The organism is Glycomyces buryatensis, assembly GCF_004912275.1.
Lineage (GTDB): Bacteria > Actinomycetota > Actinomycetes > Mycobacteriales > Micromonosporaceae > Glycomyces > Glycomyces buryatensis.
On record NZ_STGY01000029.1, the window covers coordinates 127237 to 142789 of the forward strand.

The 15553-nt window shown below is 68.8% G+C and carries 14 protein-coding genes; 6 read left to right on the forward strand and 8 right to left on the reverse strand.

The genetic code is table 11. The features are described from left to right. Positions 1-61 precede the first annotated feature (61 nt). Positions 62-1819: an ABC transporter ATP-binding protein gene (locus tag FAB82_RS08100; protein WP_136534030.1), complete on the reverse strand. Its 1758-nt coding sequence runs from the start codon at positions 1817-1819 to the stop codon at positions 62-64. Further along, positions 1816-3552: an ABC transporter transmembrane domain-containing protein gene (locus FAB82_RS08105; RefSeq protein WP_136534031.1), complete on the reverse strand. Its 1737-nt coding sequence runs from the start codon at positions 3550-3552 to the stop codon at positions 1816-1818. The genes FAB82_RS08100 and FAB82_RS08105 overlap by 4 nt, the downstream gene beginning before the upstream one ends. Before the next feature lie 295 nt (positions 3553-3847). Here FAB82_RS08105 and FAB82_RS08110 point away from each other — a divergent pair, with 295 nt between their 5' ends. Beyond that, entirely contained in the window at positions 3848-4108 is a 261-nt protein-coding gene (locus tag FAB82_RS08110; RefSeq protein WP_136534032.1) for a hypothetical protein, read from the forward strand. 14 nt (positions 4109-4122) lie between these two features. Here FAB82_RS08110 and FAB82_RS26965 read toward each other — a convergent pair whose 3' ends face one another. Beyond that, entirely contained in the window at positions 4123-4296 is a 174-nt protein-coding gene (locus FAB82_RS26965) for a hypothetical protein (RefSeq protein WP_168801487.1), read from the reverse strand. Between the two features lie 14 nt (positions 4297-4310). After that, positions 4311-5090 carry a DUF998 domain-containing protein gene (locus FAB82_RS28345; protein ID WP_136534033.1) on the reverse strand — a complete coding sequence of 260 codons (780 nt, stop codon included), beginning with the start codon at positions 5088-5090 and terminating at the stop codon, positions 4311-4313. Positions 5091-5233: 143 nt separating this feature from the next. On the opposite strand from FAB82_RS28345, the gene FAB82_RS08120 reads away from it, so the two are divergent. The 4 genes from FAB82_RS08120 (at position 5234) to FAB82_RS08135 (ending at position 9655) form a co-directional block, all read left to right on the forward strand. Then, on the forward strand, positions 5234-6565 hold the full coding sequence (locus FAB82_RS08120; RefSeq protein WP_136534034.1) for a sensor histidine kinase: 1332 nt from the start codon (positions 5234-5236) through the stop codon (positions 6563-6565). Beyond that, positions 6562-7239 carry a response regulator gene (locus FAB82_RS08125; protein WP_136534035.1) on the forward strand — a complete coding sequence of 226 codons (678 nt, stop codon included), beginning with the start codon at positions 6562-6564 and terminating at the stop codon, positions 7237-7239. The genes FAB82_RS08120 and FAB82_RS08125 overlap by 4 nt, the downstream gene beginning before the upstream one ends. A 119-nt stretch (positions 7240-7358) precedes the next feature. After that, positions 7359-8183 carry an NmrA family NAD(P)-binding protein gene (locus tag FAB82_RS08130; protein WP_136534036.1) on the forward strand — a complete coding sequence of 275 codons (825 nt, stop codon included), beginning with the start codon at positions 7359-7361 and terminating at the stop codon, positions 8181-8183. 326 nt (positions 8184-8509) lie between these two features. Further along, positions 8510-9655 (forward strand): S1 family peptidase, encoded by a 1146-nt coding sequence (locus tag FAB82_RS08135; protein WP_168801488.1) that lies wholly within the window; start codon positions 8510-8512, stop codon positions 9653-9655. Positions 9656-9825: 170 nt separating this feature from the next. Here the strand turns inward: FAB82_RS08135 and FAB82_RS08140 are convergent, their stop codons facing one another. The 3 genes from FAB82_RS08140 to FAB82_RS08150 form a co-directional block, all read right to left on the reverse strand. Next, positions 9826-10950: a DNA glycosylase AlkZ-like family protein gene (locus FAB82_RS08140; RefSeq protein WP_136534038.1), complete on the reverse strand. Its 1125-nt coding sequence runs from the start codon at positions 10948-10950 to the stop codon at positions 9826-9828. Between the two features lie 41 nt (positions 10951-10991). After that, the gene (locus FAB82_RS08145) at positions 10992-12551 is read right to left on the reverse strand and encodes a gamma-glutamyltransferase family protein (RefSeq protein ID WP_136534039.1); all 1560 of its coding nucleotides are present in this window, start codon (positions 12549-12551) and stop codon (positions 10992-10994) included. Positions 12552-12640: 89 nt separating this feature from the next. Further along, positions 12641-13726, reverse strand: coding sequence for a tetratricopeptide repeat protein (locus tag FAB82_RS08150; RefSeq protein ID WP_136534040.1), 1086 nt, complete (start codon positions 13724-13726; stop codon positions 12641-12643). A gap of 230 nt (positions 13727-13956) precedes the next feature. On the opposite strand from FAB82_RS08150, the gene FAB82_RS26970 reads away from it, so the two are divergent. Beyond that, positions 13957-15090 carry a hypothetical protein gene (locus tag FAB82_RS26970; protein ID WP_168801489.1) on the forward strand — a complete coding sequence of 378 codons (1134 nt, stop codon included), beginning with the start codon at positions 13957-13959 and terminating at the stop codon, positions 15088-15090. A 12-nt stretch (positions 15091-15102) separates the two neighbouring features. Here the strand turns inward: FAB82_RS26970 and FAB82_RS08160 are convergent, their stop codons facing one another. Continuing rightward, the gene (locus FAB82_RS08160) at positions 15103-15291 is read right to left on the reverse strand and encodes a hypothetical protein (protein ID WP_136534041.1); all 189 of its coding nucleotides are present in this window, start codon (positions 15289-15291) and stop codon (positions 15103-15105) included. Between the last annotated feature and the right edge of the window lie 262 nt (positions 15292-15553).

Sequence of the window (15553 nt, forward strand, 5' to 3'; positions counted from 1 at the left end):
ATTGTCGCAGCTCCGAGCGCCCGCAGGCTGCAATGTGGACACCGTCGTGGCCGTGTCAAGCTCAGCCGTGCCAGCGGCTCCACAGCGCCGCATAGGAACCGTTCCGGGCCACCAGTTCGTCATGAGTGCCCAGTTCGGTGATGCGGCCCCGCTCGACCACGGCCACCCGGTCGGCGTCGTGGGCCGTGTTCAGCCGGTGGGCGATGCTGACGACCGTCTTCCCCTTCAGGATCCGGTTCAGGCCCCGCTCGATGTCGCTGGCGGCGCCTGCGCTCATCATCGAGGTCGCCTCGTCCAGCACGATCACCTCGGGCGCGGCGAGAATCACCCGGGCCAGCGCCACCTGCTGGACCTCCGCGGGCGTCAATGCATGGTCGCGACCACCGACTTTTGTGTCGATCCCGTCGGGCAGCCGCCCGGGCAGGCCGCCCGCGCCGACCGCTTCCAGGGCCTCGGACAGTTCGACCTCGCTCGCGTCGGGCGCACCGAGCCGCAGGTTCGAGGCGAGCGTGTCATTGAACAGGTGGTACTCCTGCGTCGCGAGAACCACGAAGCGCCGCAGGGACACTTCGTCCACCTCTCCCGCTTCGGCCCCGCCGAGCAGCACCGATCCCCGGTCCGGCCGATGGATACCTGCCATCAACCTGGCCAATGTGGACTTTCCGGCGCCGGTGGGGCCGACCAGGGCCAGCCGTTCCCCGCGTCGCAGCGCCAGATCGACGCCCTGCAGGACGGGCCGGTCGGCCGTGTAGCCGAAGTCGACGCCCTTGAGCTCGATGACCTCGTCCGCGTCGCGGTCGGGCCTCGCCGTGCCGCGATCGTCCTCACTCGCCTGGACGCCGACCAGCCGCGCCAGGGACACGCCGCCGATCTGCACGAACTCCAGCGACAGGATCATCTCAATCGCCGGGGCCACCGCCAGCTGCATGATCAGCACTACCGTGGTCGTATCGGACAGCGGGAGTGTCCCGGTGGCCGTGAGGGTGCCGCCGACGACCAGCGCGGTCAGGCAGGGCAGGAACGCGGAGAAGTCCAGCACCGGGAACAGCCTGCTGCGCAACGCGATCGTCCGCCGCTGCGCCCCCAGGACCTGGCCCACGGCCCGGTCGGTGACTGCGACGCGGCGCCGCTGCCAGCCGAGGGCCTCGACGGTCTTGACGCCGTCGATGGTCTCGGCGACCGCCGCCGTCAGCTCGGCGCGGGCGGCCTGCACCCGGTGAAACGCCGAGGAGGCGCGCTTGAAGTACCAGCGCAGCACCAGGATCATCGGCGGGACGGCCACCAGGATCGACGCGCCGAGCACCGGCGAGACGATGAAGGCGCCCGCGAGGTAGACCAGGACCGTGACCATCCCGGTGAAGAACTGGGGCGCGGCCTGGATCATCGAATACTGGACCTGGCCGATGTCGAGGCTGGTGCGCGACAACAGCTCTCCGGTCCCGGCGGCCTCGACCTGGCCCGGCGGCAGCGCCAGAGTCCGCTCCAGGAACTCCTCGCGGACGTTGGCGGTGATCCGCTCGCTCAGCACCGCGAGATTGCGGTAGGCGCCCCAGACCAGGCCCGCCTGCGCGAGGACCGCGGTGAGGATGAGGCCGATCTGCCAGCCCAGGTCCGCGCCGGGGTCGACATCCTCGCCCCGCGCCCAGGCGGCGAAGGCGTCGGTCATCAGGCCCACGATGTAGGGGGTGGTCATGGCCGCCAGGGCGGCGGTGACGGTGAGCGCCACGGTGATCGAGAACCTGACGCGGTGGCGCCCCACCAGGGAGCGCACGTAGCCCCAGGTCTGGGCCCCGGTGGCGATGGGCAGTTCGGTGTTCATCGGGTGACCGCCTCCCGGTAGTCGTCTCGGTCCAACAGGTCGGCGTGGGTGCCGGTGGCGAGATCGCCCGACAGGAACGCCACCCGGTCGCAGACCGCCAAGAGCTGCGGCGAGTTCGTGGCGATCACGGTGGTCCGGCCCTGGCGGTACCGGGCGAGGCGGGCGGCGATGCGGGCCTCGGTCTGGGCGTCGCAGGCGCTGGCGGGGTCGTCGAGGAGCAGGATCTCGGCGTCGGTCAGGAGCGCGCGGGCCAGGATGAGGCGCTGCCGCTCGCCGCCGGAGAAGTTGCGGCCTCGTTCGCCCACAATGGCATCGAGGTCGAAGCCCTCGGTCGGGACGGTGTCGCTTTCGAGGAGTGCGGGGTCGACGCCGACGATGTCGACGGCCGAGGCGGCGTGGATGGCCCGCATGATGTCGGCGTCGGTCCGGTCGCCGTCGACGTCGAGCTGTTCTCGCAGCGGCCCGCTGAAGAGCTGGGCGCGGGCCTCCATGAGGTGGATGCGGGACCGGACGGTCGCGGTGGTGAAGGCGCCCAAGGGAACCTCGCCGACCCGGGCGGGTTCGTCGGGCTCGCCGAAGCCGGCGAGCCGGTCGAGCAGTTCGGCCGCGCCGAGGCCTTCGGCGGTCGCGATCCCGGTGAGGCGTCCCGGTTCGACGGTGAGTCCGGTGGCCGGGTCGCTCAATGCCCGCCCGGCGGGCCATGGGGGTTCGTCGGTGACTTCGTCCGGGCCGGCGGCGGTCTCGGTCTGGAACTTGTGGAAGCGGCCGGAGGCGACGATGGCCTTGGTGAGCGCGTCGAGGCACTGGATCGAATACTGGACCGGGCGGGTGAGGGCGATGAGATAGCCGAACAGGGCCACGAACTCGCCGGCGGTGATGGTGCCCGCCAGGGTGAACCGCGCGCCCATCCACAGGATGACCACGAGCAGCGCACCGGGCAGGGCGAGCCGGGCGAATTCGAGGACGGCGACGGTGCCGCCGACGCGGACGCCCGCGCGCCGGGTCTCTTGGGAGGCATCGCGATAGCGGTCCAGGAAGTGGGCCTCGCCGCCGATGCCGCGCAGGACCCGAAGCCCGGCGACGGCGTCCGTACTGATGCCGGTCTGCACGCCGATGCGGCCCCGCAGCCGGCCGCCGCGCGATTCGAGGCGCAGGAACAGCGGCCGCAGGCAGGCGAACATGGCGGGCACGCCGATCCCGGCGGCCAGGGCGAACCACCACGACTGGCTGGCGAGGATCGCCAGGGCGAGGACGAACGCGAGCACCGAGGAGACGAGGCGGCCGGTCATCATGCTCAGCATGCTGAACGCGCGGGCGTCGGCGGCCGAGATCGACACCAGCTCACCGGCGTCGGCGCGGCCCTGGAGCCTCGAGCCGGTCGCGACGACGGTGTCGACCAGGCGCCGCTGCACCCGGAAGTCCGTGTCCATGCCGGTGTTCACCATGTAGATGAAGCTGCCGACGCCCGTGGCCGTGGCGATCCCGATGCAGACCGCAAGGGCGAGGGCCCAGCCGTAGAGGGCGGGCCGGTCGCCGGGGATGAGCCCGTCGTCGATGGCGCGGCCCACGAAGAACGGGATGACCTGCTGGCAGCCGAGGAACGTGAACGACACGAGCGTGGAGCCGACGAGCCGCCGCCACTGCGAACCGAGCAGCCATCCGAGGACGGCGATCGCGGGGCGCGGATTGTCGAGCGGGCCGCCGGGATCGCGCGGCGGGGTGAAGCGGGCCATGTGGGGCGTTCTCTCACGTCGGGGTTCGATTGCGAGTGAACGCTACCGGCCCGCCCAGCCGGAATGAAACCGATTTCTCACCGGCTGGGCGAGACTGTACTCACCGCGGTGAGAGCGCTTCTACCACTTCCTGGGACCAAAGTGGGCACGGCCGTCCGAGGCGGATTGATCTTGAAGGGACGCAAGGCAACGTCGCCCTGCGTCCCTCGCCCGTCCCGGCGATCCGATACCGTTGAAGGCGACACGCGCCCGGCCCCAGGCCGGGCGCCATCTCGGAGCATCGAAGGGTCCTTCCATGGCGAGCACAGCTGAGATCAAGGCGCAGATCCAATCCGCCATCGAGCAGGTCAACGAGGCCGCGGCCTCGCTCGGCAACGCCCAGTCCCAAACGGACACCGCGATCGGCACCGGCGCGGGAGCGACCCAGGAGACCAGCAGCTCCCTCCCCGGCGAGGCCCTCGGCCAGTGGCAGCAGGCGAAGGAACGCCTGGAAGAGGCGCTGAACCTCTACCAGGCGGGAGCCGAGACCTTCGAGCAGTACATCAACACGATTTAGCCGGAACCGGTCTGCTAGAACCAGCTGCCGAAACCGGGGCCGGGCCGCTTCCCCCGCTCGGCCGAACTGTCGAACCACCGCAGCAGGGAACGCTTGCGGCGACGCTCCTCGGCCCGGGCCAGACTGCGCTCGGCATAGTCGGCGACCGCGAACACCAACGCCGTGAACTGATCATGCGTGCTTCTCACCGGATTGCTTCCACTCATGACTCCGACACCGCCAAAGCGGGACGCCTGATCGATTCACGCGACAGTGCGACCGACGATGCAACCGGCGAGGCCATCCTCGCGGGCCTCCGCGAAGCCGCCATTGCCATTGCGGCCCTTGCAGGAACCCGAACCGGTGCGGGAACCGGAGCCGCCGTCGGCTGCGAGCCCGAAATGAGCGCCAAGACCAGGCCGGCCAGCACCACCAGCAGCACCCGCTGCGGAATCCCGCGCCAGTCGCCGCCGTCGGCGATACGCGGCAGGAACGTATTGACCGTGGTGGTCGCGAACGTCAGCGACGCCAGCGCCGCCGCCCACCACGTCGCCCGCCGCACCACGTCCGGCGTCCCCGCCGCACGCATCTGCGCCGCGCACAACACCGCCACCACCGTCAGCAGCACGAACGCCGCCCCCGCCGTATAGCGGTGGATCTGCGCGCCCCACGTCAGCCCCGTTTCCGGCGTCCCGGTCCGGAACGCGGCCGCGAAGACCAACATCACCGCCGTCGCGCCCAAGAGGAACCGGATGAAACCCTCACGCGCCAGCCCGAAGCTGCGCCCGGCCAAGATCGTGCAGGCCAGGGCCAGACTCAGGCAGCTGAGCGGGAACAGGACGATGCCCGGGAACGTCAGCGCATAACTCGACACCGGAGTCGCCACCGGATTCACCACGTCCGACTGGGTCAGGTGCATCACCGCGAAACCCGCTATGCACACCGCCACCGCCGCGAACGCGACCAGTCCGGCTGCGCGGCTTTGAAACAGCTCTCGATTCATGCGACGAAAGCTAGATTCGAACCCACCGCCCGCCCTCGGTCCGCGGCGTGGAATCCGCCCTCACCCCCAGGGGTGAGAAGACCAGGCCCGACCCGTACCCCGGAGTGATGCCGCACGGGCCGCTACCGGCCTAGGTTTAAAGCGTGCAAGCAGCGGACGACACCCACGACCACCCAATACGCCGGCTCATCAGCTACGTGATCGACACCGGCCCGGTCAATGACGGGCAATGGCGCTGGAAGTTCACCCGGATCCTCGCCCTGTTCGGCCCCGGATCGGTCCCGTTCGCGGTGATACTGGCCTCCACCCAGAACCAGATCCTGCGCGACGACTACGGCATGGGACTGGAGACGCTCATCATCGGCGCCGCCACCGGGACGGCGGTGATCCTGGCCCGGTTCCGGCCGATCTGGGCATGGGCACTGGTCCTGGGCTCGCTCATCGCGACCGCGCTGTTCTCGGTGGTCGACCAGTGGCAACCATGGCCGGCGACGGCACCGACGGTCTTCGCGCTGCTGGTCATGCAGTTCGCGCTGGCCCGCGACTGCCGGGTCTGGATCGCCATCGGCGGGTGGCTGTCGTACACGGCCGTCGGCGTATGGGCGATATGGGCGTTCAACACGGGCGCCGTCTCCCTGAACCCGCTCAATGCGGTCGGGGGTCCCAACCCCGCCACCGACAACCTGCCCCTGACCGCACTGCTCGGCGCCGTGGCGTTCCTGATCGGCCTCTCCGTGCGGATCTGGCGGCAGGGCCGGGTCCGGATCGCCGAAGAAGAACGGGTCTCCGAGGAGGAGCGCACCCGGCGACGCGTGCTCGAGGAGCGCACCCGCCTCGCGCGGGAACTGCATGACATCGTGGCCCACCACATGTCGGTGATCGCCGTGCAGGCATCGACCGCCGAATACCGGATCTCGGACCTGAGCGAGGAGGCCAAGGACGAATTCCGCTCCATCGGCGGCCAGGCCCGCGGTTCCTTGGCCGAGATGCGGCGACTGCTGACCGTGCTGCGCAGCGAGGACCAGACGCAGCTGCGCGAGCCGCAGCCGGGGCCGGAGGCGCTGGCCAGTCTGGTCGAGGCGGTCGACCGGTCCGGGACGCCGACGACGCTGGCGATGCAGGGCATGCCCGATGACCTGCCCGAAACCATTGCCCTGACGGTGTTCCGGGTGGTGCAGGAGGCGCTGAGCAATGTCGTCCGCCACGCCGCCGGGGCAGAGACGGACGTGGAAGTCCAAGGTGTCGACGGGCAGGTGGTGATTACGGTGGTCAACGCAGCGCCGCCGCCGGGGGCCGGATCGCCCGAAACGCAGGGCACCGGGCTCGGCTTGGCCGGAATGCGCGAGCGGGTCGCGCTGGAAGGCGGAACACTGGAGACCGGAACGACCGCCGAGGGCGGATTCGCGGTGCGGGCGGTACTGCCCACGACCGCGACCGCCCCGGCGGGTTCGGCCACTGAGGAGGGAACGGCGTGACGATCCGGGTGCTCATCGCGGACGACCAGGCAATGGTGCGCGCCGGTTTCGCCGCACTCCTGGCCGCGCAGGACGACATCGAAGTCGTCGGCGACGCCTCGGACGGGGTGGAGGCGGTCACCGAGACCTCGCGGCTGCGGCCCGACCTCGTCCTGATGGACGTGCGCATGCCCAATATGGATGGACTGGAGGCGGCCCGACAGATTCTGTCGACTCCGGCCGAACGCCGCCCGCGCGTGCTGATGCTGACGACCTTCGACATCGACGACTACGTCTACGAGGCGCTTCGCATGGGCGCCAGCGGATTCCTGCTCAAAGACGCCCCGCCCGGCGACCTCATCGCGGCGGTCCGGATCGTCGCGGACGGCGATGCGCTGCTCGCCCCATCGGTGACGCGCCGCCTCATCGAAGACTGCTTCAAGGCCCGCCCGACGCCGGTGGGGCGCTCGTCCCGGCTCGACGTCCTGACCGCCCGCGAAGAGGAGGTCCTGCTGCTCATCGCGCGCGGCCTCTCCAACCCCGAGATCGCCCGGGACCTGTTCGTCTCGGAGCAGACGGTGAAGACCCACGTGGGCAAGGTCTTCGCGAAACTGGGCCTGCGCGACCGCGCCCAAGCGGTCATCTGCGCCTACGAAACCGGCCTGATCACCGCCGGGGACCCCCGCCAGAACTGAGGGGCAGAACGAATCCCCTGTTCAGGCTGTTTCACACCTCCCTAACGGAAGAAAGTATTCCGTTCTGCTATTATCGGAATACAACGTTCCGTTCAGCAATTCCGAGCAGGGAGTACCCCATGACCTTTCTCATCACCGGCGCCACCGGCACCGTCGGCCGCAATGTGATCGACCAGCTCATCGAGCTCGACCCGGGCACCCAGATCCGTGCCCTCACCCGCAACCCCGATGCCGAGCTCCCCGCAGGCGTCGAGGTCGCCGTCGGAGACCTGAGTGAGCCCGACACGCTCACCGGCGCCTTCGACGGCATTACCGCCGTCCACTTCATCAACTTCGCCGGCGACCAGTACGCGCCGCTGGCCGAACCGGGGCGCATCGTCGCCCTCGCCGAGGCCGCGGGAGTCAAGCGCGCCACCGTACTCGGCGGGCGCGCCGAGGGCGATCTCGAACAGGCGCTGATCGCCGGCGCCATCGAGACCACGTTCCTGCACCCGGTGGAGTTCATGTCGAACACGCTGATGTGGTGGGCCGCCGCGATCCGCGCGGAGGGGACCATCCGCGAGCCGTTCGGCGACCGCGTCAGCGCGATGATCCACCCGGCCGACATCGGAGCGGTGGCCGCGAAGATCCTGGCCGACGGCGGGCACGACGGCCAGGAGTACGTGCTGACCGGCCCGGAGGCGGTGCCGATCACCGAGAAGGTCCGCATCCTCGGCGAGGCGATCGGTCGCGAACTCGAGTTCGTGGAGCTGACCGTGGAGCAGGCTCGCGAGAAGTGGGCCGGCGAGGGCATGGGCGAGGACATGATCGCCTTCCTCATTGAGGCCCTTGGCAATACGCCCGAGGAGGGCCGGACGGTCGCCTCGACGGTGGAACGGCTGGTCGGTCGGCCCCCGCGCTCGTTCGCGCAGTGGGCGGCCGAGCACGCGGACGCGTTCCGTTAGAACCCACCGCGAGCGGGCGCCACTCCAAGTCGGAGCGGCGCCTGCTCGCGTCCAGGCACCACTTGAAATCGGCCGAGGTGCGGTTTTGCTTCCACGACAAGGGAACTGGGTGAAGCTGAAACCCGACACTCGGCGTTCTGGCCGATCCCGTATCCACTGGAGACATCTATGCGAAACATCGCATGATATTCAGTGAATAATTCCTATCTTCACCTTTGCCGGAATTACCACTAAAGTGCTTGTATGGCACGACTTACCACAGTCGAGTCATGCCGCCCTCCTCCCCCGGCGGGCGTCGGATGCCCCCACCCGAAAGGCATGAATTTATGAAACGCCAACGAGCGCTAGCGGTCACTGCCGCAGGCGCCCTCCTCACCGCTGCCGCCTTCACCTTCGCCACCTCGGCTTCGGCCGACCCACTCGATGCCAGGACCGACGAGGCCCGCGCCGATCTGCTCGGGAACGTCACCCCCGAGGTCATCGACGCGATGTCGGAGTCCTTCGGGCTCACCGAATCCGAGGTCTACGACCGGCTCGCCGTGGAAGACGTCGCCGCCGATCTGCTCGCCTCCGCACCGGAATCCTATGAGGACTCTTTTGCGGGCGTGTGGGTCGCCGACGCCGCCGACGCGGTCATGGTCGCCACCACCTCCGAGGCCGACGCCGCCGACCTGGAGGCCGAGGGCGCCACCCCGGTCCTGGTCGAGCACGACCTGGCCGAACTCGAATCCGCCGCCGCCTCGCTCGCGGAGGTCACCACGGACGGCGTGTACGGCAACTACGTCGACGTCAAGTCCAATGAGGTCGTCCTGGAGGCCGCCGACGAGCACGCGGCGTCCGAGGCGATCGAGGCCGCCGGCGTCGACGCCGACCTGGTCGCGGTCGACCTCACCGCCGAGGCGCCCCAGACGTTCGACGTCGTCGGCGGCGACGCGTACATGATCAACAGCGCCGCGCGCTGCTCGGTCGGCTTCGCCGTCACTCAGGGCGACACCGGCGGGTTCGTGAGCGCCGGCCACTGCGGTTCTCCCGGCGACTCGGTCTCCGGAAACATCGGTTCCGGCAGCTTCCAGGAATCGGAGTTCCCCGGTTCGGACATGTCCTGGGTCACCGCGAGCACCGCGGTCACAAACACCGTCAACGGCGAGTCCGGCACGGTCGAGGTCAACGACTCCGAGCAGGCGGCGATCGGCTCCGCGATCTGCCGCTCCGGTTCGACCACAGGCTGGCACTGCGGCACCGTGGAGGCCTTCGACCAGACCGTCAACTACGCCGAGGGCACCGTCAACGGCCTGACCCAGACCACCGTGTGCGCCGAGCCCGGCGACTCGGGCGGCTCGTACATCTCGGGCAACAGCGCCCAGGGTATGACCTCCGGTGGCTCGGGCGACTGCTCCTCCGGTGGCACGACCTTCTTCCAACCCATCGGCCCGGCGCTGGACGCCTGGGGTCTGACGCTGGTCACCAGCTAGCGGCAGTCAGCAAGAGTTGAGAGAGGAATGGCCCGGCCTTCGCGCCGGGCCTTTCCGTGCCGCCCCGAATTGTCATACCTCCGAGCCACGCTTGAATCGGGGGACCTTCGTGATGCCCGTTTTGAAGGCAAGCGCCGACCTTGTCCGGTCGAACCATTGCTCGCCAATGCTCACAGCTTCGCTTCCCAGCGCACATCGGCATCGACCCACCCCGCCACCCGCTCGACCGCCGCGTACAGGTGATCACGGTCGGCGCGCCCCTCGTCCCACTGCACCGCCTCCACCACCAGGTCGCCGTTGTTGCGGCGCAAGGCGACGCGTCCGGGCAGGTCGTCGCCGACAAAGATCGGCAGGCAGTAGTACCCGAAGTTCCGCTTGGCAGCGGGCACGTAGATCTCAATCTTCCAGTCGTGGCCCCACAACCGCTCCATGCGCTCGCGCAGCCACACCAGCTGGTCGAACATCGACACCGCCACCGGCCGCTCCGCGGCCGGCCGGCGCGTCCGCTTCACCTCCGGGTCGATCCAGGCCGGTGCCTTCCAGCCCTCGACGGCGACCTGCTCGGCCTCCATCTCGCGCAGCATCCGCTCGACTCTGGGCGCCTGGCGGATCCGGAAGTAGTCGCCGATGTCCTTGGTCGTGGCGACCCCGAGATTCCGCAGCGCCGTGCGAATGAGAAAGCGAAGTCCCTCCTCCTCGTCGGCGTCCCAGTAGTGCTCGGCGGGGATGGCGTTCTCGGCGAGGCGGTAGACGCGCTTGAAGCCGACCCGCTCGGTGCAGGCGACCTCGCCGACCCACAGCATCCGCTCCACGGCCCGTTTGTGATCGGTCCGGAAGTTCCAGCTGTCGCCCATGTTCGAGATGGCGGTTCCGTTCCGGTGCATCGCGCCGTCGGGGAGGTCGGAGACGGTGATGGATCCGCGCTCGGCGAGCATCGCGCGAACCTCGGCATTGACGGGCTCGGCCGCGCGGTATTCCTCCGCGTGGACCTCGCGCCAGCTGTCGCGCCGAAAGGCCAGGTAGGGCCAGGCGGAGACGGGCAGGAGCGACATCGCGTGCGCCCAGTACTCGAACGCGACGGCCTTGCGCCGGCGATCGAGACTCCCGGCCGCCTCGACGACATCGAGGTCGCGGGCGAGCAGCGTCAGCTCGTGGGCGCGGCGGACCGCGGAGATGGTGTCGAGCTGGATGCATCCGAGCCGTTCGAGCACGGTCTTGTACCGAGTCGCTTTGGGCCGCAGCTGGGCCGCGATGGCAATGCGGCGGGCCTCGGCGAGACTGAGCGACTGGGTCATGGTTCGGGGTTCCTTCCGGCGGTGAGTTTCCGCCCTCGAAGTTACCGCGACCCTCCGACAATCCGGTGAGTCGCCACCGTGCCCGTCTGCGCCCGCGGATCCGCCGCCCCCTCGGCATGGCCATCGAGGTCGATCTCGATCAGGTGCGCATGTCCGAAGCCGCCGCCCGCCTCCGCCCAGGCCGTCGCATGGTCGCGCTCGGCCAGTCCCGCGCTCCACTCCCCGGGCGCCCCGGCCTCCAGCTCGATATCGATGTCGTAGTCGCCAGTCCACGTCCCGAACCCGGTCTCGCCCGGATGCAGCCTCCAGCGCGGCGAACCCACCGCCGCCTCCACCGACTGTCCATTACGGAGCACCCGAGTGATCAACTGCGCCACGATCTGCGGCTGCGAGTCCCCGCCCATCGACCCGGCGACCAGCCGCAGCGACCCGTCTTGGCGCGTCACCAGCGCCGGCACCAACGTGTGCGGCGGCCGCTTGCGCGGACCGTATTCGGCCGGATGCCCGGGCACGAGATTGAATCCCGTCCCCCGGTTCTGCAGACCGATCCCGGTGCGCGGCTCGAACAGCCGCGTCCCGAACCCGGCCGCATTGGACTGGATGTAAGAAACGGCCATGCCGTCCGCATCGGCCACCGCCATATAGGTAGTGCCGCCCGGGGCTTGGTGCACCGGCACGTCGACCCGCCCGTCGGCGCTCACTCGCGCCGCGCGTTCCCCGGCGGCCGCAAGCAGATCCGCGACCTCGGCGCCCTCGAACAACCGCTCGGGCCGGTCGTATCCGGCCAGACGCGAGGCCTCCACCAGATAGTGCGCCCACAACGGGTCGGCCGGGTCCTCGGGCAGATCGAGCCGGTCGGCGATCGACAGCGCGAGCAACAGCAGATACCCCTGCGAGTTCGGCGCGGCCGACCAGATCCGGTGGCCGAGCGCGTCGACGCTCAGCGGCGTCTCCCAACCGGCCTGGAACGCGGCCAGATCGGCCTCAGTGAACAGGCCCTCGCCAAGCTCGATCAGTCCCTGGCCGAAATCACCGCGATAGAACCCGTCGCGACCCTCGGAGGCGATGGCGCGCAATGCGTTCGCGGTCCGCGCCCTCGTGGTCATCGTGCCGGCTTCGAGTCCCGCCAGGTCCTCGGCCCCCTCGACGCCGACCAGCATCCTCCCCGCGGTCGCGAACATCGCGGTGACGGACCATCCACCGGCTGCCAAGGCGATAGCAGGCTCCAGCAACTCGGCCAGCGGCCGCGTCCCGTAACGCTCGTGCAACGCCACCCAGCCGTCGACGCAACCCGGCACCGGGGTCGAGCGGATGTCCTCGCGGAACGGCATCACCACGTGCCCCTCGGCGCGCAGCGCTTCGGCGTCGGCACCCGAACCTGAACGTCCCGAAGCGTTCAGACTGGCCGGCACCTCCTCGCCCGGCACGTGGACGAGCGCGAACAGGTCGCCGCCCAGCCCGCACAGATGCGGGGCGACCACGGTTAGGGCCGCACCGGCCGCGATGGCCGCGTCGACGGCATTGCCGCCGTCCGCGAGCACGTCGCCGCCGATGCCGCTGGCGAGCGAATCGACCGAACAGACGACACCCTGATCGACCACGGGACCTCCAAGTACGTCGAATTCAGCGGTCTCGAAGCCTACCTTGCCGCGCGGCTAGTACCGAATCTCAACACCCGCCCGGCTGACGCTCAATCGACGTTCTGCGAGATGCGCACCGCACCCCGGTACCAGTCGGCATATCCGCCGATAATGAGCGCGAGCACCGCCAGATGTTGCAGCGGAGGCAGCTCCATCATCAGGACCGCTGCAATCGCGGCGAGCGCCAGCACCGTCCGGACAATCGCCCCGACGAAGAACCCGCGCCGCCCCTGCCCGACCAGGTCCCGCCGGCATTCACCGGGCAGCGCGGCGACCGACCGCGCGTACTGCACCCCGAAGCCCCCGATGAGCACCCCGGCCAGCACCGCGCCGAGCCACATCGGCGTCGGCACGATCCAGTCGATGACATTGAGCACCAGCGCACCCCGCAGCGCCCACTCGTACCAGCGCCACGACCAGCGGCGCAGCACCACCTCATACATCGAGCCGTGGTCGGTCTCGGTCTCCTCGCCCGGAACGGTCTCCCACACGCACCGAACGCCCTGACTGAGCCGGCCCCGGGTCTGGAAGACCTCGGCCAGGTCGTAGCGGGCGTCGGTGTTCTCCGGATCGATCTCGAGCGCGCGCTCGTAATGTTCCTGCGCACGCTTGTGACGCAAGTGGTGATCGAATATCAATCCGGCCGTGTAATGGACCTGCGCGTCGTCGGGCGCCAATTCGAGCGCCTTCTCGACCAGTTCGACGGTGCGGGCGTATTCCCTGTCCTGGTATTGAAACCACGCGAGTTCGATGTAGTAGCTGCCGCTGTCGGGTGAGAGTTCGACGGCCTTCCACATGACCTCGGCGGCTTCGTCCGGGCGTTCGAGGTCGTACAGCGTATTGGATTGCAGCCAGTACACGTCGGGATTATCGGGCTCGCGTTCCGCGGCCACGCCGGCCCATTCCAGCGCGTCCTCGCTGCGCCCGGCCTTGTACAGGGTCCAGGCCAGCAGCAATGCCGGAGCCGATTCGGCGCCATAGCGTTCGGCGGCGGCAGCGAGGGTGTCGGCGGCCTCGTCGAAACGACCGGCGTCGATGTGTTCGCGGGCCCGACCCTGCACGGCACCCATGACCACGCCGGGCCAGGTCTTGGCCACCGCTTTGAGGACACGGCCCTGCCCCTCACCGTTGCGCATGCCGACTCCAGATCCCTCGGGGTGTATCGATTCGATGCTAGAGACAATTCCCGAAATCCGCGTAGTCCGCTTTCAGCTGGGGGCAAGAATCGCGTGCCGGTGCTCACGACGGGTGTTTTTGCGTCTAGACAGGCTTAGCATAGAGGCGGACCGCGTCCACCTGTACGGCAAAGTCTCTTGTACGGTGGAGTAATTCGCGGTGGGGACAAGAAGGAAGATCGGAACTGGTGATGGAAGAGCCAACTCAGCCTGCTGACCTGGCCGGCCCGATCTCGTCTACCGTGCATCGCTGGAGGCGACTGGCCGTGCGCCACGACCTCCAGTGGAGTGAGCTGCTGTTGATCGCGCTGAACCTGTACGGGTTGCGCGGCAACAACACCGAGGGGATGCGGCTTCGCATCAACTCCGAGGACGAAGAGTTCATGACGGTGCTACCGGCGGACCGGGCGACCTCGCCCTTCAGCCTGCGCGCCCACGTGGACCCCTCCTCCCCGCAGCACGGTCTGAGCGAGCTGTGCGTCGACGGCACCCCGGTCGCCGAGATCATCGAGGCCGAACCGGGCGAGGAGGTGCGCGGATACCTGCGCGCCGACGGCACGTCCGCGACCCTGTTGCTCCAGAGCGGCACGGACGCGGCCGAAATGGTGAAGGGCTACCGGGACCTATTGCAGGCCTTGGCCTCTGACCTGGCCGATGACGGCACGCCGCACCTCTTCGAGGAGGTCATGCTCTCCGCGGGCGTCGCTCACGATGAAGCGCTCGTGGTCGAACACCTCATCGCGGTGCGCGAGGCCATGAACTCCGAGGGCCTGCCGGATTCGACCACCCTCGGTGTCCTGACCCCGGCGCTGCGCAACGCATCCGCGTTCTCGGAGCTCGCCGAGAAGGTCGGACCGGTCCTGCTGTTTCTGACCACCGAATCCTTCGAAGACGACGGCGCCGAGGCACTCGCCGAACCGGTCGTCCCAGAAGACGCGGCCGCCGCGGACCCGGTCCCGGCCGCCACCCGCCAATCCGAACGACTGGCCGAAATCCTGTCGGCGGCCCGTGCCTCGGGCCACCGGACTTCATTCACCTACACCGTCGGCAGCGAACCGCTCGACGAGATGCGTGCATGGCTGCTTCCCTTGGCGGAGCAGACGACCATGTGGCCCTCGCTCGCGATCCTCCCGGCCGAATCTCCGGTGAATGACTCGCAACACGTTGCCGCGCCTGACGAACGCCTCGACTTCTTCCTTGAGGCGAGAAGCCTCCTGGAGCAGATCTTCGCTCCGACCGAACTCCGACCGGAACCGTGGCGTTGTTATCGAGGGCTCTGGTACCGGCAACACGCCGGAGAGGCCCTGGCCGGCCCGTACGTCTAAGTGACGTGCGGTTCAGCCGTTCTGCTGCTGGGCGATCGCCTGAGCCTCTGCGAGTGAGCGACCTCGCTGCTCAATGAGGTGCAGGCGATCGCTATTGACGTACCGTTCGGTGTAGCCGCAAGACCTGCACACCAGGAAGTGGCTGTCCTGCACGTACACATTCCCGAGGTACAGGTCCGGCCCGGACGGCGTCACGTTCATGCGCCCCGGTGTCTCGACCGGCACCACATAAATCAGATTGCTCCGGCACTTCACGCAAATCCCGCTCCGCACAACAACCTCCAGGAATAGTCGGAACCCTCAGAGTAACCCCGACTCACCAACCGATGGGTACGACAAAAAGCCCTGCCGGCTGGCAGGGCTAACGAGTCTTATTGGGGAATATGCAATAGGCCCCGCTGAATAGCGGGGCCAATACTTCTGGGTATGCGAAAGGCCCCGCCTTTCGGTGGGGCCTTTCGGT

Bases quoted from the DNA above. Each gene is read 5' to 3' on its own strand.
- FAB82_RS28345 (WP_136534033.1), bottom strand. From the start codon at position 5,090: ATGAATCGAGAGCTGTTTCAAAGCCGCGCAGCCGGACTGGTCGCGTTC.
- FAB82_RS08135 (WP_168801488.1), top strand. From the start codon at position 8,510: ATGAAACGCCAACGAGCGCTAGCGGTCACTGCCGCAGGCGCCCTCCTC.
- FAB82_RS08105 (WP_136534031.1), bottom strand. From the start codon at position 3,552: ATGGCCCGCTTCACCCCGCCGCGCGATCCCGGCGGCCCGCTCGACAAT.
- FAB82_RS08150 (WP_136534040.1), bottom strand. From the start codon at position 13,726: ATGCGCAACGGTGAGGGGCAGGGCCGTGTCCTCAAAGCGGTGGCCAAG.
- FAB82_RS08130 (WP_136534036.1), top strand. From the start codon at position 7,359: ATGACCTTTCTCATCACCGGCGCCACCGGCACCGTCGGCCGCAATGTG.
- FAB82_RS26970 (WP_168801489.1), top strand. From the start codon at position 13,957: ATGGAAGAGCCAACTCAGCCTGCTGACCTGGCCGGCCCGATCTCGTCT.
- FAB82_RS08140 (WP_136534038.1), bottom strand. From the start codon at position 10,950: ATGACCCAGTCGCTCAGTCTCGCCGAGGCCCGCCGCATTGCCATCGCG.
- FAB82_RS08100 (WP_136534030.1), bottom strand. From the start codon at position 1,819: ATGAACACCGAACTGCCCATCGCCACCGGGGCCCAGACCTGGGGCTAC.
- FAB82_RS08160 (WP_136534041.1), bottom strand. From the start codon at position 15,291: ATGAACGTGACGCCGTCCGGGCCGGACCTGTACCTCGGGAATGTGTAC.
- FAB82_RS08110 (WP_136534032.1), top strand. From the start codon at position 3,848: ATGGCGAGCACAGCTGAGATCAAGGCGCAGATCCAATCCGCCATCGAG.